This is a genomic window from Paraburkholderia sp. BL21I4N1, assembly GCF_002973525.1.
Lineage (GTDB): Bacteria > Pseudomonadota > Gammaproteobacteria > Burkholderiales > Burkholderiaceae > Paraburkholderia.
In genome coordinates this window covers 13,832-37,599 of the sequence record NZ_PVEN01000016.1, presented here as the reverse complement: position 1 = coordinate 37,599, position 23,768 = coordinate 13,832, and the positions used below count along the sequence as shown (strand labels likewise).

Here is a 23,768-nt window from a genome sequence, read left to right as displayed (position 1 = left end):
GCTCGTGTGCCGATGCCCGGCAAGACGTTAGCCGCCGTTCAGGCCGGCAAAGCGGCGTAGGCGGTGGCGAGGTGGTAGGGCGTGGTCGACGGCATGTCGGCGCGCGCCACGTCACCGGCGGCCGTTTTGCACTCGAACCAGCCTTGCGGACGCAGAAAGCGTTGCTGGAACAGCGTGATTTGCCGCGGCAGCGCGGCGCGCATTGCCGCGTCATCGTGACTCGCGAGCGCACGCAAATATTCCGTTTGAGCCCAGATCCGCTGCGTGGCGTCCTTGATGCCGCCGGCTTCGTCGAGCGAGGCGCACACGCCGCCGGTTTCCTCGTCCACGCCGTTTTGCCGCGCAAACGCGAACGCGCGCGGCAGCGCTTTGGCAAGACCCGAGCCTTCGAACAACCCTCCCGCCTGCTTGACCAGCCAGAACCATTCGAACTGGTGCCCGGGTTCGAGACGGTTGTCGGCCGCGCCGATCGGCAATTCGGCGACGCAGCCCGTGGGCTTGTGTACGAAGTGCCGCGCGATCGCGCCGGCGAGGCGTCGCAACGCGGCGTCGAACGCGTTGTCGCGGGTTGCTTCGCGGGCGGCCAGCCAGGCTTCGGTCAGGTGCATCAGCGGATTCTGGATCGGCGTGCCGGTCACGCTGCCGAAGTCGGCGGTGAGCGCGGCGTTGAACAGATCGCCCTCGGCGGCGAAGTTCGACTGGATCAGCGCCGACGTGCCATGCACGGCTTCCAGCGCGTCACGATTGCCCGAACGTCGGCCGAATTCCGCGCAGGCGAACACGACGAACGCGTGCGTGTACAGGTCTTTGGTCGTGTCGAGCGGCGCGCCTTGCGCATCGACGCTGTAGAACCATCCGCCGTGGCGCGTGTCCCGAAAGGTGTGCATCAGCGAGTCGAACAGCACCTGCGCATGGTCCGCGTCGCCGGCTTGCGAGAACACGAACAACTGTCGCGCGCACGCCATTGCCCGGTAGCGCTCGGCGGGCATGGGCTGGTGATGCTCGGCGCTGACCGCTTCGTACGGCAGCTTCAGCGCGGTGTTGAAACCCGCTCCGCGCCACATGGGCAGCACCACGCTCGTGAAGTGATCGCGTAGCGCGGTGGCGAGGACGATCGTCGAAGCGGCGGAAGGGTTCATGCTCTGCATAGTCGTTCAGTTGGTCAAACACGGTATGTCGATGCGTCTGCGGACTCCGGCCACATTCAGACAAGCGACGCGCTCCGCTACGTTCCGCACAACGGCGGCCGCCGCGGCGTGCGGCCTAGGATAAAGCAAACGGGTCGCGTTTGGCACTGCGACCAAGGAGCGGAAACCGCTCCAGTTATTGCCGATAAGGAGGAAAAACCATGTTGGGGAATCTCGATCTCATCTTGCGTCTGGTGCTCGCTGCAGCGCTTGGCAGCGTGATTGGCTTTGAGCGTGAACGGCTTTCATGGGCCGCCGGGCTGCGCACGCATATGCTGGTCTGCGTCGGCTCGACGCTCATCATGATCGTATCGGCCTATGGGTTTGCTGAAGTGCTCACCGGCGATCACGTCGTGCTCGATCCGTCGCGGATGGCGGCGCAGGTGGTGTCGGGCATCGGCTTTCTCGGCGCGGGCTCGATTCTGCTGCGCGGCGAGATCGTGCGCGGGTTGACCACGGCGGCGAGCCTGTGGTCGGTCGCGGCCATCGGGTTGGCGGTCGGCGGCGGGCTGTACACGGCGTCGATCGCGGCGACCATCATCATTCTGATTATCCTCGCGGGCATCAAGCCGCTCGAGCGGCGTTTCATCACGGTCAAACAACGGCGCCAAGTGACGATGATCGTCGAGCGCGGCACCATGACGTTTCATTCGCTGCACGACGAACTGGGCGCCGCGAGCCCGCGCGTCAAGCAGTTCGTGATGCAGCAAAGCGACGACGCGCCCGAGTGCGACGAGGTGATGATCACGCTGCATCGCGTGTCGAATGTGGAATACGAAGCGATCTGCGCGCGCTTGCGTCAATTGCACGGCGTCAAGCAGTTCCGGCAGGACGAGGCGTCGTCTTAAAATGCCGAAAATCGTCCGTGAATGGCTTCGGCAGGGGCGGGCGGCCATGCGACAATGCGGTCTCAAAAATTCCAACGGCATTGACGAGCGGTGCTCGGCGCCCGCTTTCCGGCGACGACCGCTTTTTTCTCTATGGCAGATTCCGTAGCATCCACGCAGTCCCGGCCTTCGCGCGCCGCTTCGAAGAAGCGACGCCAGGCCACCGTCTCGACCGAAACTGAAAACAAGCTGGCGCGCGCCGCGCGTTCGGCACAACGGCTCGCGCAACTAAGCGACGCCGCCCGCGACGACAGCACGCTCGACCTGTTCCCCGACGATCCCACCCGCGCGACGCTGGAAGCGATGAATATCGACATCCGGCAAGGCACGCTGCATGGTTTCGAGTTACCCGACGTGGTATTGGCAGCGGTCGGCGTGATCGATGCCGGCGACGGCGCGCTACTCGATGCGCGGTCGGCGCGTCGTGCGCCACGCGCCGCGAAGGTCGACGAGCCGACGCCCGTCAACGCGGTTTTGAGCGGGTTGGATATCGAGCCTTGGGACGCGGCGGGGTCACCGGCGGCTGAACTGGCATTCGGGGATGAGACGCCGAAGGAACAGACTGCCGCGAATGAGAAGCTGGCGACATCGACGCGGGATGCGGCGACGCCGCTGACGCCCGCGATGGCGGCGGCGACGGTGGCACGCAGCGTGACCGCGCTGCGCCAGGCGAGTGCGACGGGCGCAACGGCTGCGATGGATGCGACGTCGACCGATGATTCGGCGACGGCATCGACCTCCGGCGGTGGGAAGGCCCCGCCACGGTTCGCCGCGACTTTTGCCAAGGCGACGACGGCCTCGCGGGACATGGAGCGTGCGTCGGGGGTGGCTGCCGATGCGAACACTCGCGCTGTGGGTGCCGTCGGTGCGGTTGGCGATGCGCCTGCGGGCGCGGCTTCTGGTGCGACCATGCGGGCGAGCGAAAGCGTCGCGGCGGATGCGAAGATGGGCGCCGCTGCTGGCACGGACATTGGCGCAACTGCCTCCGCGACCACTGGCAACACCACCGACACGAATGCCGCCGCGACCATCGGCACAAACGAGCCGAACGAACGGAACGAACCGGACGAGTCAAGCGAGCGAGCCACACCGCCATCGGCCGCAGCGCCTGCCGGGCCGAAACGGGGCGTGAACCCCTCGCTGTCCACCGCTGGGTCCGCGCCGGCCAACGGCGCGTTCGCCGAGCCCTGGCGGGAAGCGCGTCGCGCCGAAGCTGCCGCCGCCGCGCTGCGTGCCGCGCCCGAACTCGATCGCGCACGGGCGACTGCCTTCGCGGATACCGTCGATGCGCTATACGGCGTGATCGCCGATCAGCGCCGCGCGGCAAGTGACCACTCGCGTCGCATGAAATGGCTGCTGCCGATCGTGGTGGGCGCCTTGCTGGTGACCGTGGCCATCGGCATCACGCAGACTTTGCTGCTGATGCGTCTGACGCGCGAAACCACGGCCCAACAGCATCGCATCGAAGAGTTGATGCAGAACCAGCAGGCGGCCATGACCAGCCTGCTCGACACGCACATGGCAATGGCCGACGCCGCTGCGGCGAAGGCCAGTGCCGCTGCCGCGACCGCTGCCGCCACGCCTCAGCAAGCTGTCGCTACGCCAGCGCACTCCAAGCGTGCCGCACGCGCGCAGCACGCGCACAAACCTAAAGCCTCCAACGCGCACTGAGCACTGAGCACCGCGCCGACGCTTCATTGGCTGCGGCGCGGGCGGTCTCAACGGCCCGAAGGGTTTCACGCTCGGCTCTCCCACCTCGAATCTCAAAATAAGGGCCGTTGTCATGATGCGACGCATCATGAGCATCAAGCCTGTGGCAATGAGCCACACCCGAGAAATTGCTGCATCGCACTAGATTTTGCCTAGGGAAAACCCTATAATCAGTCTTAAGGGAAAACCCTAGTCAATGCAGTCACCAACCGGGAGTCGCCATGAGCTTCATTTTTGCTTTGTTCCAAAAGGTCAGCGACCTCTTTGCGTCGCCCCATCTGCCGCTGGATTCGGACTATTCGTACGAAGCGCGTAGCCGCGAAGCGGACCGCGTGCGCCGTGCACAGTCCACGTTGTTCGGCGTCAAGCTGAGCGACTAAGAAAATCAGGTCGTACCAGCCTGAGCGTGGACTACCGCGCGCGGGCGCGCACTTCGGGTGCGTCGTATCTTTGAAGCCACTGTTCGCAAAAACGCGTACTGTGGCTTTTGTTTTTTGGGCGTCGCCGCACCGGCTTGCCTGTATCACCGAATATTTCCGCGCCGAAATGAATGTAACGGGGGCTGACAGTCTGCTGACGTATCACTCGAGCGATTCGCCGCGCATGGCATTGCAGGTTGGAGTGGAACGCGAAAACGCGACCTTGCCATCGGTCCCTATCATTGAAATGTGCGCTTACAAGTCCTCACGTCTTCATGCGGTTTGCGCCGCTAAAGTTGGTCTCAAGCGTACGGCGTCTGGTTGGAGCCTGAAACCTCAGGTCGCGGTTGACCGCACACGGACGCTGGCTTGATACCAAACTTTGATGGGAGGTCACTATGAAAACCTTTAACAAGACATCGCGTTCGATCATTGCGACTCTGCTGGCCGGCGGCGCGTTGCTGGCAGCAGGTAGCGCTTTCGCGCAGGAGCGGGTGGTGGTCGAGGGCGGTCCGGGCCCGGTGGTCTACGGTCAGCCGCACATGATGCCGGTGGGCGTGTCGATTAACATCGGCTGGCACGGCGATCGTTACTACGACGGCCATCGTTACTGGGCGCACGACGACTGGATGCGTCATCATCCGCACGACTTCGATCCGCATCACCACGACGATCGTCGTCCGCCGCCCCCGCGTTATTAATGCGCAATGCGCTCTCAACGGGCGCATGACAGCGCCGCATGACGTGGCGTGAAATCGACAAAGCCGGTCCTTCCTCGCGGAAGACCGGCTTTGTTGCATTCGGACCGGCGAGCGGACGCGCTGCGCTATGCTTCAACGCTTTCATCGACGGTAGCGGGAGAGCGGCGTGGAGAATGGCGTGAAGAAGGCAGTAATAGGCGTGGTCGGCACGGGCTTGATGGGCGTCGGCATTGCGACGCAAAGTGCGTTGCATGGGCACAGGACAATCGTTCACGACGTCGACCCGGCGCGTCTCGCGAGCGTGGCGCCCAAAGCGGAAGCGGTGCTCGACGAACTGATCGACGCTGGGCGCATCGACCTGGCCGCGAAACAGGCGGCGCTCGCGCGCATCGAGACGCATGCGCAGCTCGATGCAATGGCGTCGGCGCAATTCGTGATCGAGGCTATTCCCGAGGTGCTCGAACTGAAGCATCGGCTATTCGCGGCCCTGACTCCTTTGCTGGCCGTCGACGCGATTCTCGCGAGCAACACCAGCGGCTTTCCGCCGGATCAGCTGGTCGCGCCATTGCGGGCGAAAGAGCGTTTTCTGATCGCGCATTTCTGGAATCCGCCGCACATGATTCCGTTGGTCGAAGTCGTGCCGGGCACCGCGACCGCGCCGGATGTGACGCAACAGACCGCTGCGCTGATGAGCGCGATCGGCATGGAGCCCGTGGTGCTGGCGAAGGCGATTCCGGGCTTTGTCGGCAATCGCTTGCAGTTCGCGGTGTTGCGCGAGGCGTTGAATATCGTCCGTTCAGGCGCGGCCACGGCGGAGGTGGTCGATCGCGTGATGAAGGCGTCGCTCGGGCGGCGTTGGGGCATCGTGGGGCCGCTGGAGGGCGCGGATATGGGTGGACTCGACACCTTCCTGGATATCTCCACGCATTTGATGCCGGAACTCGCCAAAGACGAAGACGTGCTGGATCTGCTACGGCAACAGGTCGACGCCGGGCGAGTCGGTGTGCGCAGCGGCGCGGGATTTTACGAGTGGGACGAGGCGCATTTGGCGCACGTTAAGGCTGGGCGCAAGCGGTTGATTAGCCGCGGATAGTGCCTCGGTAAGTGGCCAACGGTTGGGCGTCGTAGCCGCCGCGGACGATGTAACGGACCTCAATGGAAATTGGCCTGCGGTGGAAGCCCGGTATGGCGTTTCGTTCCGCGGTCCGATTGCAAGGCTGACATTCGATGGTGGAACAAGCTTCGCAACTACCGAGCCCCTGCAGCCCGCAACCTGTCCCGCTGTTTTCCAATCCCCTTCAGAATCGATTCCGCCAGTCCTCCCGGAAAGTCGGGGGGCACTTGCGCCTTCACCGCACTGATCACCCCATCAGTCGCATCAACCACTTCCTCGATGATCTCCTGCGCAGCTACGCTCCCTAACCCAACTTGCCGAGCCTGTTCAATCCAATGCCGCTGTTGAATCCGGTCGATCAGATAGTGATTTGTGCTGCCACGAACCGCCATTGCCATTTTGGCCTTCTGACGGGCAATCTGATTCCTTCCCGAACCGATGATCGGATGCGCGGAAAGAACGTCGTAGAGCGGCGTGGACCGATACTGCCCGCCCGGCAAATGAAAAATGCTGAAGTTCTTCGCGTGCCCGTCGGTCGCCGCGAGTAGCCAGAACACCAGTTGAGTCTTGAAGAATTGCAGCCGATCCTGATCCGCATTCTCTGAACCGAGCAATACGTCCATGATCTCGGCGATGCCAGGGCCGCCATCGGCCTGATACTTCAGATGCGACGGTCGCCCGGTAGCCTGGCACATGTCCTCCTGCGGAAGACGAACGATCCAGCGAGCGTCGCTCGATAGCCTGCGATCAAAGCGTTCGACAACGAGTGCTTTCTGATCTTCGAATGTCGCCACCTCGCAATTCGCCACAGGCAGTCCATAAGCCGCGACGATTCTGGCGCACAACCACTCGTTCTCAATCGATGTGCGCATGTCCGCTTGCATATTCCCAACCAGCCCGAGCGGCAGCTTGAAGATATGCGTGGTCGGCGTGCTGCCTGTCGGGTAGATCCATTCCCCGTCACGGCGCAGCAATGCGGTTTTCTCCTGCGCCCCGGCAATCGATAAGCGCAGATCCGCACCATCATCGTATTGGCCGAGTGGGGCTGCAGCGGTTGCGTTGCGCAAAAGCTGTGCGATCTCCGGTTCGGAGAGCGGCGCGCCGGAAATGTTGTAGAGATCGGTGGGGCTTTCGTCCGCGGGAAGTAACTGGATTGCGCCGACGCAATCGCGGCCAAGCGCGACCAGCAGATCGAACGCATTCGTGCTGCCTGTACGGTGTCGCTGAGCTAACCGCCGCCGAATGGCGTCGCTATCGGGGAGCAGATTGTCGAAGAACGCGCTCACCAGGTTGCCCCGATAGGGCTGATTGCCGGGTGTGAATGGCATCGACAAGGACAGCGGGCGCCCTTGTTCATCGCTGAGCCACGTGTCGAAATAACTCAAACGCTCCCCGTCACGCGCTCTTTCCCAATAGCCGACGGGGATACCGTTCATCCAGATGTCGAGTCGTTGCGTCTGAGCGCGGCGCGCCATGATTACCAGTTTTCCTTGTTCTTTTTACCCGTAACTGGCCGGACCTTCTTGACCGCAGGGGCGGACCGTTGACGTTTCGGCGTGGCAACCGACGCAGATTCGCCGCTCGTTGCGGCTAACGTTTGACTCAATCGCAGATCTACATTGAGCAGGCGCATGACCTTAAAAATGCGTTCAACGCTGGCCGCGGCAGGATTGGCCTCCAGTTGCGCGTAGCTTTGCTGGGTGATGCCTAACAGGTCCGCGACCGCCGCTTGAGTGAGTCCCGCGGACTTGCGAAAACCCTGCAAGATGGGCCGGAGCTGACTTGGCGTTTTGATAGCGTAATCCATGGGATTATCTTCGATCTCATACAGTCTTTAAACTGTATCACACAAATACAGCTTAAAGGCTGTTATGCATATAAACAGTCTATGGGCTGTATTTTTATTTAACAGTCCATAGACTGTTAAATACAAGGTGCCAGCAGGGCTGCTCTCCCGCGCCGCTCATAGCAGCCTCAAAGACTCTGCGGTATAAATACCCCTCCGCGCCCCCGCAAAACCTCCAGCCCAACCCATGTCCCACTACTTCTACAACCCCGCCACCGGCCACGGCCTCCCGCACGACCCGTTCAAAGCCATCGTCGCGCCGCGTCTGATCGGCTGGATCGCTTCACGCGACACCGAAGGCACACTGAACCTCGCCCCGTACAGCTTCTTCGGCGCGTTCGCGAGCTTCCCGCCTATCATCGGTTTCTGCAGCGAAGGCCGTAAAGACAGCATCGCCAACATCGAAGCCACCGGCGAATTTGTCTGGAACCTCGCGACCAAACCACTTGCCGAGCAGGTGAATCGCTCGTCGGCTCCGGTCGCGCCGCATATCGACGAATTCGAACTCGCCGGCCTCACCGCCGCGCCGGGCCGCAACGTGAGCGTGCCGCACGTCGCCGAATCGCCGGCCGCGCTCGAATGCAAGCTACTGCAAGTGATCCGTTTGCACACGCTCGACGGCACGCCGATGGACAACTATCTGTCGCTCGGCCAAGTGGTCGGTGTCCACATCAACGAGGCTTATCTGAAAGACGGCCTGTTCGACACGCACGCCGCACAGCCGATCATGCGCGCGGGCTATCGCGCCGACTACGCGGAGATCGGCGACATGTTTCAGATGTTCCGCCCGACCGCATAAACCGCCCAAGCGTTTCACGCAGTCCGCGCCGCGAATGGAAAAGAAAAGCGCGGCGCTCGCTCCATCGCCCCACCTGAAGCAAAACCCGTCCGCGCAAACTGGCCCGCTTGATGCTTGCAACCGACGCTCCAACGCGTCGTTTTCAACTGCCGGCTCACTCTCCAGGAGCGCGATCATGTCCACCGAATTCGCCACGCAGTTCAGCCACATCCGTCCGCAAGACACGTCCTACGAGGACCAGGGCCTGCGCAACTTTTTTCTCTACCGCGATTTAGGCATTGCGCAGGCGACCGGTGGCAAGGTCCTCGCGCAACTCGTCAAGGCGAATCACGCACCAGAGCAAGGCACCGGCTGGCACCGTCATGAGGCCGATTTCCATATTGTGATCATGCTGAAGGGCTGGGCGCGTTTCATGTACGGCGACAAAGAGACGCTCGTCGCCGCCGGCGATTGCGTGCATCAGGCGCCGGGCATCGTCCACTATCTGTTCGACTACTCGGCGGACATGGAGTACATCGAGATCGTGTCGCCGGCGGATTTCAAATCGATCGAGGTCGACGGTCCATGCGAGGTGCCAGCCGTCACACCGTGGAAGAGCGTCGCGGCTTAAGCGGTGCCACGGTGTCAGGTTAAGCCGAGCCGCCGCCGCTCACGCGCGTGGCAGCCACCGACACATCCACCACCGCCGACGCGACCGGCGCCGCAGCCGTCACCTCGGCGGCGGTGGCCGCCGGCACCGGTTGAATCGTGCGCGCCTTCGAACTCACCAGTACCGCACGCGGCTCGTTGTCGTAGATCACGGCCCGCACACGCGGATAAATCTGCCGCTCCCAGCGATGACCGTTGAACACACCGTAATGCCCCACGCCCGTCTGCACATGATGCGTCTTCAGATACGGTCGTAACTTGTCGCACATATCTTGCGCGGCGAGCGTTTGCCCGACCGCGCAGATATCGTCCTTTTCCCCTTCCACGGTCAACAACGCGGTGCGGCGAATCTTCGACGGCTCGACAAGACGTCCCGCCACCTCAAGCTCGTGCAACGGCAACGCGTGCCGCTGAAAAACCGTATCGACCGTCTCGAGATAGAAATCGGCGGTGAGGTCCATCGTTGCGAAATACTCTTCGTAAAAGGTATGAATCGTGTCGGCCTTCGCCGGATCGCCTTTCGCGCGCTCGTAGTACATCGTCTCGAACGAGTCGAGATGACGGCCGAGGTTCATGGACATGAACGCGGTCAACTGCACGAAGCCCGGATACACCCGCCGCTGCGCGCCCGCGAAACCGAACGGCACCGCGCTGATCAGGTTCTTCTCGAACCACTCGAGCGGTTTGCTTCTGGCCAACTCGTTGACGCGCGTCGGGTTGATGCGCGTATCGAGCGGACCGGCCATCAGCGTCATGCTGGCCGGCTGCGCGGGATGATCGTCGGCGGCCATCAGCGCGACCGCCGACAGCGCGGCGACGGTCGGCTGGCACACCGCCAGCAGATGCGCGCCGGGGCCGATCATCGCCGTAAAGTCGATCACGTGCCGAACGTATTCGTCGAAGCCGAAGCGGCCTTCGCTCAGCGGCACATCGCGTGGGTTGTGCCAGTCGGTGATATAGACGTCGTGTTCGGCCAGCATGGTGCGCACCGTGCCGCGCAACAGCGTCGCGAAGTGGCCCGACATCGGCGCGATCACCAGCACGCGCGGTTGCGGCGTCGAGAGCGCGGTGTCCTTGCGGAAATGCAGCAGCGAACAGAACGGCGTGTGCGCGGCGACCTCTTCGACGATCGCCACCTGCTTGCCTTCCGTCACCACACTGTCGATGCCGAATGGCGGCCGCACCGACGTGAGCCCGGCCAGCGTCAACAACTCGCAGCCCGCCCGCATCGAACGTCCGTGCGGCGTTTCACTAAACGCGGGCCATGCGTCGAGCGAGTGAATCATCAGGGCCGCGCTATGCCGCATCGGCAGCATCATGTCGCTAAGGGCCTGGTATGTGGAGTATGCGAACAGGTTCATAACCTTCGCACGAGTGCCGAAGAGGATGGAGTTCTCGTAGAGGCAAGTCATGTGCCAATCATGCAGGTGCACACGCGCAACCGGCGCTGCACATTGGCATAGCATTTGCGCTGTTCATGGCGACGGGCCGAAATTGCCACGCTTTGGTGCGTGCGCGCACGGCAACGTGCATACAGCGCGTCGGGCGACGGCCGAACGCGTCATCTGGAGGAGAATCGTATGGCGAATACCACGCTCACCATCAGCAGCAAGAACTATTCGTCGTGGTCGTTGCGCGGCTGGCTGTTGGCGCGCTTCAGCGGCCTGCCGTTCGACGAGATCGTGATGCCGATCGACGACCCCGCAGCGCGCGCCGAATTACTGCTGCTGTCGCCGTCGATTCTGGTCCCGTGCCTCGTTCACGACGGCATCAAGGTGTGGGACACGCTGGCCATCGCGGAGTATTTGAACGAGTTGAGACCCGAAGCGGCGCTGCTGTCGAAAGACATTCGCGCGCGAGCGCATTGCCGTTCGATTTGCGGCGAGATGCATTCGGGTTTCGGTTCGCTGCGCTCGGCGCTGCCGATGAACCTGAAAGCGCATTTTCCGGGCTTCAAGGTGTGGGCGCGCGCGCAATCGGATATCGACCGGATCGTGGCGATCTGGAGCGACTGCCTGAAACAGTACGGCGGCCCGTTCCTGTTCGGCGAGCGCAGCGCGGCGGACGCGATGTACGCGCCCGTGGTGACGCGTTTCGTGACCTACGACGTCAAGCTCGATCCGGAGATCGTCGAATACGGGCAGCGGATCATGGCGCTGCCCGAAATGCAGGCGTGGATTGCCGACGCGCAGCAGGAAGTAGAGGAGATCGACGAACTGGACGTCGAGTTTTAACGACCGCTTCCGTTAAAGCTCGCGCTCAATCCCGCCCGCTTTCCAGCTTGAACACACTGACCACCTGCGCCAGGCGCGCGGCCTGATCGCGCAGCTCGGCCGCCGCGAGTTCCGCTTCGCCGACGATCGTCGCATTCTGCTGGGTCGCCTCGCCGATTTGCGTCACGGCGAGATTGACCTGCTCGATGCCGCCCGATTGCTCGCGCGACGCGACGCTGATTTCGCCCATGATCGCGCGCACCTGGCCGACTTGCTGCACGATGCCTTGCATCGTCGAGCTGGCTTCTTCGGCGATCTGGAAACCGCCGCGCACGGTCGCCGCCGATGTCGCGATCAAACTCTCGATTTCCTTCACCGACGCCGCGCTGCGTTGCGCCAGCGCGCGCACTTCCGAGGCCACCACCGCGAAGCCCTTGCCGTGTTCGCCCGCTCGCGCGGCTTCCACGGCGGCGTTCAACGCGAGGATGTTGGTCTGGAACGCGATGCCTTCGATCACCGTGGTGATTTCGGCGATTTTCTGCGACGAGCGGCTGATCTCGCCCATGGTCGACACCACGCGTTCCACGGCGCGGCCGCCTTCGAGCGCCGCTTCGGCCGCGCGCGTGACGAGCGTATTGGCTTGCGCGGCGTGGTCGGCGTTCTGCTGCACGGTCGACGTGATCTGCTCCATGCTGGCCGCCGTTTCTTCGAGGCTGCTCGCCTGGGTGGCGATCCGCGCGGCGATATTGCCGCTGCCGGTAGCGATCTTCTCCGTGCCCTGCGACATCCCCGCCGACGCGTTGCGCACTTGCGAAACGATGCGCGCGAGCCCTTCGCCGATGCCGTCGATCGATTGCATCAGGCGGCCGATTTCATCGGCGCGGGCGTTGCCGCCCCGGCCCACGCGCACGCTCAGATCGCCTGAGGCGAAGCGCTCGGACGCTTTGGCCGCTTCCGCGAGCGGACGGCTCACCATGCGCCGCACCGCGACCAGGAATACCACCGCGAACGCGCCGACCAGCACGAAGCCCAGCACCAGGAACGTGTTGCGTGTCGTGGTGACGTCGGCCATGACTTCGTCGCGCGGCGCGACGCCGCCGACCAGCCATTGCCATTCCGGCACCGTGACGAACGAGACGAACTTGTCGCGCGCGTCGCGCTCGCCGAGCGTGGCGTCGGCCGAGCGGTACTCGAGCTGGCCTTCCTTCATGTCGAGCATCTGCTGATACGGCGCGTTCGCGTTGTCCGCGCTCTGGCCGGCCGCGGCCGGATGCACGATCAGCTTGCCGCGATCCGCACCCTTCGACGCGTTCAGCACGAAGTAGTAACCGCTGTCGCCGATCTTCAGATTGCGGATGTCGTCTTCGACCGACTGGATCTGTTTGTCCACGTTCACGCCGACGAACAGCGCGCCGATCACGCGGCCGCTGGCGTCGGTGATCGGCCGGTATTGCGTGATCAAACGTTTGCCGAACAGCGCGGCCAGTCCCGTATAGGACTTGTTCGCGAGGATCAGCGCATACGCCGGCGCTTTGCGATCGAGCAAGGTGCCGATGGCGCGCGAACCGTCCTGTTTCTTCAGCGAGGTCGTCACGCGCACGAAGTCGTCGCCACTGCGCGCGAACACCGTGGCAACCGCGCCGCTGCGTTCCAGAAACTGGTCGGGAATCGTGAAGTCCATGTTGAGGACCTTGTCGCCGGCTTTGATGGTCGGCGTCGCGACGCCGCCAATGTCGACTTTCTGGGTGTCGTCGAGCGTATAGCCGGGTGGCAGGAAGCTCGCGAACAGCGACATCGAGCGGTCGACTTCGGCGGACAGCGCCTTGTCGAACAGCGTGATCATCGCGGCGATCGAGCGGTCCCGATCGGCGATACGGTCGAGCACCTGATCGCTGACCTGTTTGCCGGCCGTGCGGGTGAGCGCCCAGGTGAAGGCGGCGAATATCAGCGCCACCAGTACGCACGAGAGAACGGCAAGCCGGGCGCCGACGCTGGCGCGGCGCAGAGAGAGGAATTCCATTGACGATTACGCAGTGAGGAGGACAAGCGAAAGCGCGGGCCCCGCTTAAGCGGGGCCCGCGCGTTGATGTCAGGGTTAACGGCAGTGTCGTCCGCTTTCTTTAGGGTTTTTGAAAGCTTGACGTAATCGGTGGGGTGTTCAGCGGCGGCCGGCGCGTTGTGCCGTCAGCGTACTGCGGGCTGCCGCGCACCGCGCCACGTGCGCAGCAATAGCGCATTGGTGACGACGCTGACGCTCGAAAAGGCCATCGCCGCGCCCGCCAGCATCGGGTTCAGCAAGCCGAAGGCGGCGAGCGGAACCCCGATCAGGTTGTAGACGAACGCCCAGAACAGGTTCTGCTGGATCTTGCGCCAGGTTCTGCGTGAAATGTCGATCGCGTCGGCCACCAGCGCGGGATCGCCGCGCATCAGCGTGATGCCGGCCGCGTGCATGGCGACGTCGGTGCCGGTTGCCATCGCGATGCCGATGTCGGCGGCGGCCAGCGCGGGCGCGTCGTTGATGCCGTCGCCCGCCATCGCGACGATGCCGGCGCTACGGATTTTCAGGTCGCGGATCACGCGGGCTTTGTCGTCGGGCAGCACTTCGGCGTGGAATTCGTCGATGCCCAGCGCTTGGGCGACGCTGGCGGCGCTGCCGCGGTTGTCGCCCGTGACGAGCACGCTTTTGATGCCCATCGCGGCCAGCCGTTCGATCGCCGCGCGCGCCGTCGGTTTGACGGTGTCTCCGAAAGCGATCAGGGCGAGCGCGGTGGGCGCTTGCTCGTCGCGCCGCATCAGCCAGGAGACCGTGTTGCCCGCGGCTTCGAGTTGATGGGCGCGTTCGGTCAATGCCGGCGGTAACGCAATGTTGAGTTCGTTGAGCCAGCGCGTGCTGCCCAGCGCCAAGGTGCGGCCGTCGACATCCGCCTCGACGCCGCGACCTGCGACGGCACGCGCGGCGCTCGCCGTCATTGGCGCATTGGGCTGGTTTGCCGACACCGCCTCATACGCCTTGATCACCGCCCGTGCCAGCGGGTGATCGCTATGCCGCTGCACCACTGCAGCCAGCGCCAACGCTTCGTCACGGCTGATTTCGCCGATCGGCTCGAACGCCGTGACCGATGGTTGGCCGAGCGTCAGCGTACCGGTCTTGTCGAACGCGACGATCGTTACGCGATGCGCGGTTTCCAGCGCTTCCGCGTCCTTGATCAGCACGCCGTGCCGCGCGGCGACGCCCGTGCCGGCCATGATGGCGGCCGGCGTGGCCAGTCCGAGCGCGCACGGGCAGGCGATCACCAGCACGGCTACTGCATTCAGGATGGCGGTTTCGCCGCCCGCGCCCGCGATCAGCCAACCCACCAGCGTGAGCGCGGCAATCGCCAGAATCGCCGGCACGAAGATTTCGCTGACCCGGTCCACCAGTCGCTGGATCGGCGCTTTCTCGGCCTGCGCGCTTTCCACGAGGCGGATGATTCGCGCGAGCGTGGTTTCCGCACCGATCGCGGTGGTCGTCACGGCAATCGCGCCCTCGCCGTTGATGGAACCGGCGGTGACCTTGTCGGCGGCCTGTTTCGGCACCGGCAGGCTTTCGCCCGTAATCAGCGATTCGTCGATGTGCGTGCGGCCTTCGAGCACCGCGCCGTCCACCGGCACGCGTTCGCCGGGACGCACGATCACGACCGTGCCGACTCGCACTTGCGCGAGCGGCACCTCGCGCTCGTCGGCGCCGACGCGAATGCGCGCGCGGTCCGGACGCAACGCGTTGAGCGCGCGGATCGCGTCCGTGGTCTGGCGTTTGGCACGCGCTTCGAGCCACTTGCCGAAGCGAACCAGCGTAATCACGACCGCCGACGCTTCGAAATACAGATGCATCATGTCGCCGGGATGCGTCGCCAGTTCGTAGACGCTGATGCCATACGCCGCCGACGTGCCGAGCGCCACCAGCAAGTCCATGTTGCCCGCGCCGGCGCGCACGGCTCGGAAAGCGGCGCGATAGAAGCGCGCGCCGAACACGAATTGCACGAGCGACGCCAGCGCGAGCTGCAACCACGGCGACAGCATGGCTTGCACGCCGAACCATTCGGCGACCATCGGCACGACGAGCGGCAGGGTCAGCACGGCGGAGGCGAGGACGGCGGCCAGCTCGCGGCGGCTTTGGTCGCGTTTGCGGTCGGCGGGGACGATGGAGGCGGCCGGTACCGCGTGATCGCCGTGATCCAGGCGGAATGCCTGGTCTGCCTCGACTGCAAAAGCCGGCGCATCCGGCGGCGCGATCAAGGTCGCTTCATAGCCGGCTTTCTTGACGGCGGCGATCAGTGCCTCCGTGGCGGGGGCGGACTCAGCGCTGCTCAAACTGACGGTCGCCGTTTCGGTGGCCAGATTCACTGACGCGCTCGTCACGCCCGCCACCTTTGCGAGGGCTTTCTCGACCCGCATCGCGCAGGACGCGCAGGTCATGCCGCCGATCGCCAGCTCCGTGGCTTGCGGCGGCTGAATGGCCAACGCGGCCGACGCGGAAGAAGCCGCGGGCGCGGTCTCCTCGGACGGCACCAGCGTCGCTTCGTAGCCCGCTTTGCGCACGGCATTAGCGAGCGTGTCGGGTTCGACGGAGGCGTCGCTCTCGATACGGGCTTTTTCCGTGGCGAGGTTCACCGAGGCGCGTGTGACGCCCGGCACTTTCGCCAGCGCCTTCTCGACACGCGTGGCGCAGGACGCGCAAGTCATTCCGCCAATCTCGAGTTCGGCGGTTCGGGCCGGAACGGCGGTGGTGTCCGTGGGACGCTGCGGGTTGTCGAGTTCGGTCATGGTAGGCAAGGCTCATGGCGGCATGGGCCGCGTAATGAACCCAGTATCGACCTTCCCATGACGGGAAGGTCAAGGACGTATTGCACGGTGCGGCCGAACGTCGCCGCTTGGAGCGCCGCCGCTCCGACGCAATCGCTTATGGCGTGTGCATGACAACGCGCTATTCATACCTTTGCGCTTGCCTGGTGAGCAAGGATACGATACAACCCGGTGTTGTCGGCATCGCGCACGGCGGACTGGCTGCGCGGGGTTTGGGGAGACCCCGCCAAAGCAGATCTCGCTGCGCGCCGACGTTTCCCTTAGGACCGCACGTTCCGCCACCTGAACGAATGATAAAAAATCGCCGAGAACTGTTTTCGCTTCATTGGACCTGCGCATCGTTCGCAGGCCTCGCGTTTCTGGCCGGTTGCGCGTCGCCTCCTGTTGCGACTCAGAAACCCACGGGCTGGATCAAGGACGAAGTCGCCGACTCGTACGTATTCGGCTACCCGCTGGTGCTGATGGGCGTCGCGCGCGACGCGGCGGTCGGCACCGATCCGGGCCAGGCGCCGCTCAATACGCTGCGCCACGCGCAGGCGTTGCCGCCGGTCGGTGCATCCAACCCGCCGCAGCCGAGCCTCGACACGCTCGACTCGACCGGCTGGCTGGACGTCGGCAGCGAGCCGGTGATCGTTTCGCTACCCGATTCGCACGGCCGTTACGTCGATGCCCGCGTGCTGGACATGTGGACCAACGTCGTCTGGTCGACCAGTGCACAATTCACTGCTCGCGCGGCCGGCATTAAATCGCAAACGATTGCCTTTGTCGGCCCCGGCTGGCAGGGCGACCTGCCCAAGGGTGTGAAGCGCGTCGACGTGCCGACCCGTAACGCGTGGGTGAGCGTGCGTATCCAGTCGAACGGCACGCGCGACCTGACGGCGGTCCGCAAGTTGCAGCGCGCCATTCGCGTTGCGCCGCTTAGCGTCTACGCCGGCGACACGCGCACGGCGACGATTACGCCGCCGCGCAGCAATGCCGCCGACGCGGCCGTGAGCGCATCCGGCACGCCGGCCGCGCAAGTCGCCGCGCTCGACGCCAACGGTTTTTTCACGCGACTCGCGCAAGCCTTGCCCGACAATCCGCCGACCCCGGCCGATCCGCATGCGCTGAAATTCCTCGCCGACCTCGGCGTGACGCCGGGCGAGCCAGTCAAGCTGCCGAAGGCGGCCGATGCGATTGCCGCCGGCCTCACCGAAGGTCATGAACGGGTCGTCACGGCGCCGTCCAATCTGCTGAACGGCAACGGCTGGAACTGGTTCGGCGACGGCGTCGGCAATTACGGTCCCGACTACGCGTTGCGTGCTTACGCTGCGTCGATGCAACCGGGTATCGGCACGAAAGACGACGAAGTCCGAGCGGTCGTCACGCAAGACAGCGACGGTCGTGCGCTGAACGGCGCCAATCGCTATGTGATTCACTTTGCGCCGAACCAGTTGCCGCCGGTGCGCGGTTTCTGGTCGATCACGGCCTATACGAAAGACGGTGCGTTGGGTGAAAGCGCGCCGGCGCGTCTGGCGGTCGGCGATCGCAACGGCGCACGTCGCAATCGCGACGGTTCGCTCGACGTGACGGTCTCGTCGGTACGTGGCAAGAGCGGCAACTGGTTGCCGGCGCCGCGCGCCGATCTGCAACTGGTGCTGCGTTTGTATGCACCGAAGCCGCAAGCCACCGACGGAAGCTGGCAACCGCCGGCGGTCGTGCGTCAGTGAAATGCGTCGCTGATGTGACAGCAGCGCGTGTTTGATGCATCGATTAACTTATGCCCGCCGTTGTAAAACGGCGGGCATAAACTTTTAATCGCGTCAGCGATTGTGTAAGCCCCGGCTTACATTTCTATCCCCCACCAGATTCACGACTTATACTGCCGCTTGCGGGATTTTCGTTTTCGCGGCGGGCTTGCCGCCGCACTACCCAAGACCGAGCATGGCAAGCCTCAACAAAGCATCATTAGCATCCTCCATGCAGACCGTGCGCGATGTCGCGCAGTCGCGCCGGACCCGGCGTGTCCTGATCGGCCTGCTCATTTTCATCGTAGTGTTCGGTCTGCTCGGCTTCTTCGCGGCACCGCCGCTGATTCGCCATATTGCCGAGCAACAGCTCGGCAAACAGCTCGACCGTCCAGCCACCATTGGCAGGATTGCGCTCAATCCCTATACGCTTCGACTCGAAGCCGACCGCGTGCATATCGGCGATAAAGACGGCGCGGGCGATTTCGTCGATATTTCGCGGCTTATCGTGCAGGCGTCGTGGAGTTCGCTGTTTCGCGCGGCGCCGATCGTCGACGAAGTGCAGCTCGATTCGCCGCGTTTTCATATTGTTCGTTACGACGCGCAGCGTTTCAATTTCACCGACCTGATCGACAAATTCTCGAAACAGCCGACCAGCCCCGATAGCAAGCCGACGCTGTTCTCCGTGTCGAATATTCGCCTCGAAAACGGCCAGATCACGTTCGACGATAAGCTGCTCGGTGTGACCCATGTGATCGATCAATGGAAGCTCGGGATTCCGTTTATCGCCACGTTGCCGTCGAAAACCGACATCTTCGTCGAGCCGTTGCTGCGCGCGCGGATCGACGGCAGTCCGCTGGCGATCGACGGCAAGACCAAGCCGTTCGCCACGTCACGCGAATCGGAAGTGTCGCTGCGCTTCGACGGGCTCGACGTGCCCAAGCTCATGTCGTATGTGCCGACCAAACTGCCGGTGATCGTGCAGTCCGGCAAGCTGTCCACCGACCTCAAACTCAACTTCGTGATCTCCAACGACGCGCCGTCGCTGCGTGTGGCCGGCACCGTCGATATGATCGACGTGGACGTGCGGGATCAGGGCAAGGCGCCGTTCTTCGCGGCCCATGCGGTGCACGTGGCGGCCGCGACGCTGGAGCCGTTGAAGAGCCTCTATCACTTCGATGAGATCCGCATCGACGCGCCGAGCGCCGAGCTGGCGCGCGACAAAGACGGTGTGTTGAGTGTCGAGCACATGTTCGCGCCTGCGCCGTCGGCGTCTGCTCCGGCGACAGCCTCGGCATCGTCGGCCTCAGCCTCGGCTGCCGCCTCGTCGGCCACGACGGCCAGCGCACCGGCTATCGCATCCGGCGCCGCTGCAACGGAAACGGTTGCGCCGCCGCTGGATCTGGCGATCAAACGCCTCGCGCTGAATGACGGCACCGTGAACGTTCACGACGAAGCCGCCTCGCGCCCCGTCGATCTCGGTCTGCAAAAACTGGCTGTGACGCTGACCGATTTCTCGACGCTCGCCACCGCACCGGCGCATTACACGCTGAATACCGATTTCAAGGACGGCGCCGGTTCGCTTGGTGTGGCGGGTGCGTTCGGCCTCGTCGCGAAGACCGCGAGCGCGAAGCTCGATCTGAAGTCGCTGAAGCTGCCGCTGCTGCAGCCGTATATCGACACCGCAACCGCCGCGCAAGTGACCGACGGCGCGCTGTCCGCCACCGTGAATCTCGGCGCGAACTGGTCGAAAGCGCCGGTCGCCGTGATGGTCGACGACACGCAGCTCGATCTGCAATCGCTAAAGCTGGCGGCGCGCGGCAGCAGGCAGCCGCTCGTCGCGCTCGCGCAGGCGCACGTGGCGATCAAGCAGGTGGACGTGGCGGCACGCACGGCGGACATCACGAGCGTCGATACGACCGGTCTTTCGGTCGACGCGCAACGCCTGAAAGACGGCAGCATCAATCTCACGTCGCTGGCCGGTCCGCATGAAGCCGAGCAGCAGCGCACGGCGATTCACGCGGTCAAGAAGGCGCAGGCGCAAGGGCCCGTGTGGCACTACAAGATCGGCGAATTGAACCTGAAAGACGCGACCGCCAATTTCACCGACAACACCACGCCACAACCGGTGCGCCTGAGCATCACGCCGTTGCAACTGAAAGTGCAGCAGATTAGCGACGACCTCAGCCGTCCGCTGCCGATCGATCTGCAGGCCACGTTGAACAAGAAAGGCACGCTCGGCGTGAAGGGCGACGTCACGGCCACGCCGCTCAAGGTCGCGGTCAAGGTGAACGCGAACCGGCTCGACGCGGCGGCTTTCGAGCCGTACTTTGGCAGCAAGCTCAACGCGGTGATCGCGAGCGCGTTGCTCAACGCGAACGGCGAACTTGCGCTGAGCCAGGCGAAGTCGCTGAAGGCCAACTATCACGGCGACATGGCGCTGGTCGACGTGCGGATGCTCGACAAGGCGACTTCCGACCCGTTCGCGGGCTGGGGCTCGCTCGCGCTGACCAACCTCAAAGCCGACTACGACGAGCGCGGCACGGAGGTTGATGCGGGCAAAGTCACCTTCACGAAGTTCTACGGACGCGTGCTGCTCGACGCACAAGGCAAGCTCAACCTCAAGGACGTGGTCGCGCATGAAAGCGGCGCGCCCCAGTCACTGACGCGCGACAAGAGCGGCGCCGAGCCGGTGCCGCTGACGCCGCAAGCGCCGGCGGTGGAGGCTGCGTCCGCATCCGCACCGGCTTCGTCGGCTACCCCCGCCGCGCCCGCCGCCGTGACAGCCGCTACGCCGCCGCAAAGCCCGGTCAAGTTGCACTTCGGTCAACTGGTCTTGCAGCAAGGCCGCGTGACCTACACGGACAACTTCATCAAGCCGAATTTCACGGCGAATCTGGTCGGCATTACGGGCACGATCGGCGCGTTCGGCACGCAGTCCACGACCGCCGCGCCGGTCGATGTCGCCGCGAAACTGGCGGCCAACGGTCCGCTATCGATTCGCGGCACGGTCAATCCGCTGATCGCGAAACCGGCGCTCGATCTGACGGCGAGCGCGCACGATATCGAGCTGACCAACCTCACGCCGTATTCCGCGAAATATGCAGGCTATCCGATCACCAAGGGCAAGCTGAACGTCGATCTGCACTACAAGCTCGATAACGATCAGCTGAACGCGAACAATCACCTGTTCATCGATCAACTCACGTTCGGCGACCACGTGCAGAACGATACGGCAACCAAACTACCGGTGCGTCTCGCGATCTCGCTGCTGAAGAATTCGCGCGGTGAAATCGACGTGAATCTGCCGGTCTCGGGGTCGTTGTCGAATCCTGAGTTCAGCGTTGGTGGGCTAATCTGGCACGCGGTGCTTAACCTGCTGCAGAAGGCGGTGACTGCACCGTTCTCGCTGATCGCCAACGCGTTCGGCGGTGGTGGCGAGGAATTGGGCTATGTCGAATTCGAGCCGGGCTCCGCGAAACTCACTGACGCGGACAACAAGAAGCTCGACACGATCGTCAAGGCGCTGGCCGACAAGACGTCGGTGAAGATGGACCTGATCGGCCGCGTCGACCCCGCTGTCGACGAACCCGCGTTGCGCACGCAATATGTGGACCGTCTGGTCAAGCAGCAGAAGATCAAGGACGTGGTGGGCAACGGCGAGAGCGTCGATCTGTCGACGGTCACGGTCGATCCGAAGGATTACGACAAGTATTTGACCAAGGCCTACAAGTCCGCCGACTTCAAGAAGCCGCGCAATTTCGTCGGTCTGACCAAGAGCTTGCCGGACGATGAAATGAAGAGCGCGATCGCCGCCAACGCACCGATCGACGACGCCAGCCTGCGTCAGCTCGCGCAGCAGCGGGCGCAGAGCGTGCAGCAGTATCTGGACGGCAAGATCGACAGCAGCCGTGTGTTTATCGTTGCGCCGAAGCTGAATGCCGACGGTATCAAGGACAAGGGCGCGACCACGCGGGTCGATTTCGGCTTGAAGTAACGTGATCGCGGCGAGCGCTGCGCGCTGCCCCGAGCGCGCCATGGCACTCGAAGTCACGCAACGCGTGCCGCCGCAGATTCAGGCGGCGCGCGTCGGCTTCTTCAGCGCGGTCTGCTCGATCACCCGCGCGAGCGTGTCGAACGCGGGGCCGATCTTCTCGTTCGGCACGCACGCATAGCCCAGCAGCAAACCGCGCCGCGCGGGCGTATCGCTGCTGTAGTAGCTGGCGAGCGGACGCACGATCACGCCGGCATCGAAAGCGGCGGCAGTCACCGCGCGATCGTTCGCGTGATCCGGCAAACCGAGCACCAGATGCAAACCGGCTTCGTCGCCCATGACCGGCAGTTCGTTGCCGAAGCGCGCCGTGATCGCGTCGATCAGAATCTGCCTGCGCTCGCCGTACAACGCGCGCATGCGCCGAACGTGCGACGTGAGATGGCCGTCCATGATGAAGTCCGTCATCACCGCCTGCTGCATCAACTGTCCCTCGCGATACAACTCCGCGACGCCGGTCCGGAAGGTCTCCACGAGATGCTCCGGCGCGATCATGTAGCCAATCCGCAAGCCCGGAAACAGCATCTTCCCGAGGCTGCCCACGTAGATCACCTGGCCGGCTTCGTCGAGTCCTTGCAGCGATGCGAGCGGACGGCTGCCGTAGCGGAATTCACTGTCGTAGTCGTCTTCGATAATCCAGACGTTGTGCTGACGCGCGTATTCGAGCAGCGTGCGGCGCCGCGCGAGGCTCATCACCATACCGAGCGGATATTGATGCGATGGCGTGACGAGCGCGAGACGCGGCGGCTGTTGCAAATCTTGTTCACGCGGATTCAGACCTTCAGCGTCCACGGGCACCGGCACCAGCGTGATCCCCGACGACTGCAGCACACTGCGCGCGCCCCAATAGCAGGGCTCCTCGACCCACGCGCGATCGCCGACGTCGGTCAATAAACGCACCGCCAGATCGATCGACTGGTGAATACCCGTGGTGATGATGATCTGATCGGGCGTGCAGTTCACCGAGCGCGCCACGCGCAGATAGTCCGACAGCGCACGCCGCAAGGGTCGATATCCGCCGCCCGGCGCGTAAGTGAGCAGATCGGGATTGGCCTCTTTCCACAACCTGGCCTGCAGGCGGCTCCACGTACGCGCCGGAAATTCGGCGACGTCGGGCACGCCCGGCATGAATGCACCCCATTGCTTGGCGGATACGCCCGCTTTGTCGATCAGCCGGCGCCCACGCGCCGACAGGTCGCCGAGATCGCGTTTCGGCGACGGCGGTGGTGGCAGCGAGTCTGCGGCGGGACGCGTCGGCGTGTCGACACTCGCTACCAGGGGCTGTTTGCGCGTGTTCATCGCGGCCGTGTCCGGTCTCGTGTCCGCGACATAGGTGCCGCTGCCGGTGGTTGAAATCACGTAGCCTTCGGCGGTCAACTGATCGTAGACGTGCAGCACCGTATTGCGCGCAATGCCGAGGTCTTCGGCGAGCGTGCGTGAACTCGGCAGCTTGGTGCCGGGCGGCAGCTGGCCGGTCAGAATGGCCTGCTGCATCAGCCGCAACGTCTGTCTGTAGACCGGTTCGGCGGCCGTGCGGTCGAGCCTCGCGGCGAGCCAATCCGACAAGATCACGGTGTCCAAGTGGTTCTATCCGGAATAATGAAATGGTTCCATATTGTAGAAC

At 63.9% G+C, this 23,768-nt stretch carries 17 protein-coding genes; 10 read left to right on the top strand and 7 right to left on the bottom strand.

Going from position 1 to position 23,768, the window contains the following annotated elements; translation table 11 throughout:
• Positions 1-38: 38 nt before the first annotated feature.
• The gene (locus B0G83_RS29730; RefSeq protein ID WP_105510961.1) at positions 39-1,148 is read right to left on the bottom strand and encodes an AGE family epimerase/isomerase; all 1,110 of its coding nucleotides are present in this window, start codon (positions 1,146-1,148) and stop codon (positions 39-41) included.
• Positions 1,149-1,348: 200 nt separating this feature from the next.
• Here B0G83_RS29730 and B0G83_RS29725 point away from each other — a divergent pair, with 200 nt between their 5' ends.
• The 5 genes from B0G83_RS29725 to B0G83_RS29710 all read left to right on the top strand — a co-directional run bounded on the left by B0G83_RS29725 (position 1,349) and on the right by B0G83_RS29710 (position 5,997).
• Entirely contained in the window at positions 1,349-2,035 is a 687-nt protein-coding gene (locus tag B0G83_RS29725) for an MgtC/SapB family protein (protein ID WP_105510960.1), read from the top strand.
• A 132-nt stretch (positions 2,036-2,167) separates the two neighbouring features.
• Entirely contained in the window at positions 2,168-3,745 is a 1,578-nt protein-coding gene (locus B0G83_RS29720) for a hypothetical protein (RefSeq protein ID WP_105510959.1), read from the top strand.
• Between the two features lie 260 nt (positions 3,746-4,005).
• Positions 4,006-4,164, top strand: coding sequence for a hypothetical protein (locus tag B0G83_RS38765; RefSeq protein WP_167444630.1), 159 nt, complete (start codon positions 4,006-4,008; stop codon positions 4,162-4,164).
• Between the two features lie 437 nt (positions 4,165-4,601).
• Positions 4,602-4,904, top strand: coding sequence for a hypothetical protein (locus tag B0G83_RS29715; protein ID WP_105510958.1), 303 nt, complete (start codon positions 4,602-4,604; stop codon positions 4,902-4,904).
• Between the two features lie 178 nt (positions 4,905-5,082).
• Positions 5,083-5,997, top strand: a complete 915-nt coding sequence (locus B0G83_RS29710; RefSeq protein WP_105511070.1) for a 3-hydroxyacyl-CoA dehydrogenase family protein — start codon at positions 5,083-5,085, stop codon at positions 5,995-5,997.
• Between the two features lie 155 nt (positions 5,998-6,152).
• Here the strand turns inward: B0G83_RS29710 and B0G83_RS29705 are convergent, their stop codons facing one another.
• Both B0G83_RS29705 and B0G83_RS29700 read right to left on the bottom strand, forming a co-directional pair.
• Positions 6,153-7,496 (bottom strand): type II toxin-antitoxin system HipA family toxin, encoded by a 1,344-nt coding sequence (locus tag B0G83_RS29705; protein WP_181157137.1) that lies wholly within the window; start codon positions 7,494-7,496, stop codon positions 6,153-6,155.
• Complete coding sequence (locus tag B0G83_RS29700; protein ID WP_105510956.1) at positions 7,496-7,825, bottom strand: helix-turn-helix transcriptional regulator; 330 nt, start codon at positions 7,823-7,825, stop codon at positions 7,496-7,498. Before B0G83_RS29700 ends, B0G83_RS29705 begins: the two co-directional genes overlap by 1 nt.
• Before the next feature lie 226 nt (positions 7,826-8,051).
• Between B0G83_RS29700 and B0G83_RS29695 the strand changes: the two genes are divergently transcribed.
• A complete protein-coding gene (locus tag B0G83_RS29695) occupies positions 8,052-8,663 on the top strand; it encodes a flavin reductase family protein (protein WP_105510955.1) in 612 nt (203 codons plus the stop codon).
• Between the two features lie 175 nt (positions 8,664-8,838).
• A complete protein-coding gene (locus B0G83_RS29690) occupies positions 8,839-9,273 on the top strand; it encodes a cupin domain-containing protein (protein WP_105510954.1) in 435 nt (144 codons plus the stop codon).
• 19 nt (positions 9,274-9,292) lie between these two features.
• On the opposite strand, the gene B0G83_RS29685 is transcribed toward B0G83_RS29690, so the two are convergent.
• Positions 9,293-10,672, bottom strand: coding sequence for a polyhydroxyalkanoate depolymerase (locus B0G83_RS29685; protein ID WP_105510953.1), 1,380 nt, complete (start codon positions 10,670-10,672; stop codon positions 9,293-9,295).
• 219 nt (positions 10,673-10,891) lie between these two features.
• On the opposite strand from B0G83_RS29685, the gene B0G83_RS29680 reads away from it, so the two are divergent.
• Entirely contained in the window at positions 10,892-11,545 is a 654-nt protein-coding gene (locus B0G83_RS29680; RefSeq protein ID WP_105511069.1) for a glutathione S-transferase family protein, read from the top strand.
• A gap of 25 nt (positions 11,546-11,570) precedes the next feature.
• Here the strand turns inward: B0G83_RS29680 and B0G83_RS29675 are convergent, their stop codons facing one another.
• On the bottom strand, positions 11,571-13,544 hold the full coding sequence (locus tag B0G83_RS29675; RefSeq protein ID WP_105510952.1) for a methyl-accepting chemotaxis protein: 1,974 nt from the start codon (positions 13,542-13,544) through the stop codon (positions 11,571-11,573).
• Positions 13,545-13,708: 164 nt separating this feature from the next.
• The gene (locus tag B0G83_RS29670) at positions 13,709-16,327 is read right to left on the bottom strand and encodes a heavy metal translocating P-type ATPase (protein ID WP_105510951.1); all 2,619 of its coding nucleotides are present in this window, start codon (positions 16,325-16,327) and stop codon (positions 13,709-13,711) included.
• A gap of 329 nt (positions 16,328-16,656) precedes the next feature.
• On the opposite strand from B0G83_RS29670, the gene B0G83_RS29665 reads away from it, so the two are divergent.
• Both B0G83_RS29665 and B0G83_RS29660 read left to right on the top strand, forming a co-directional pair.
• Complete coding sequence (locus tag B0G83_RS29665; protein ID WP_105510950.1) at positions 16,657-18,075, top strand: DUF1254 domain-containing protein; 1,419 nt, start codon at positions 16,657-16,659, stop codon at positions 18,073-18,075.
• A gap of 214 nt (positions 18,076-18,289) precedes the next feature.
• Positions 18,290-22,090, top strand: a complete 3,801-nt coding sequence (locus B0G83_RS29660; protein ID WP_105510949.1) for a DUF748 domain-containing protein — start codon at positions 18,290-18,292, stop codon at positions 22,088-22,090.
• 78 nt (positions 22,091-22,168) lie between these two features.
• Here the strand turns inward: B0G83_RS29660 and B0G83_RS29655 are convergent, their stop codons facing one another.
• On the bottom strand, positions 22,169-23,725 hold the full coding sequence (locus B0G83_RS29655; RefSeq protein WP_105510948.1) for a PLP-dependent aminotransferase family protein: 1,557 nt from the start codon (positions 23,723-23,725) through the stop codon (positions 22,169-22,171).
• Between the last annotated feature and the right edge of the window lie 43 nt (positions 23,726-23,768).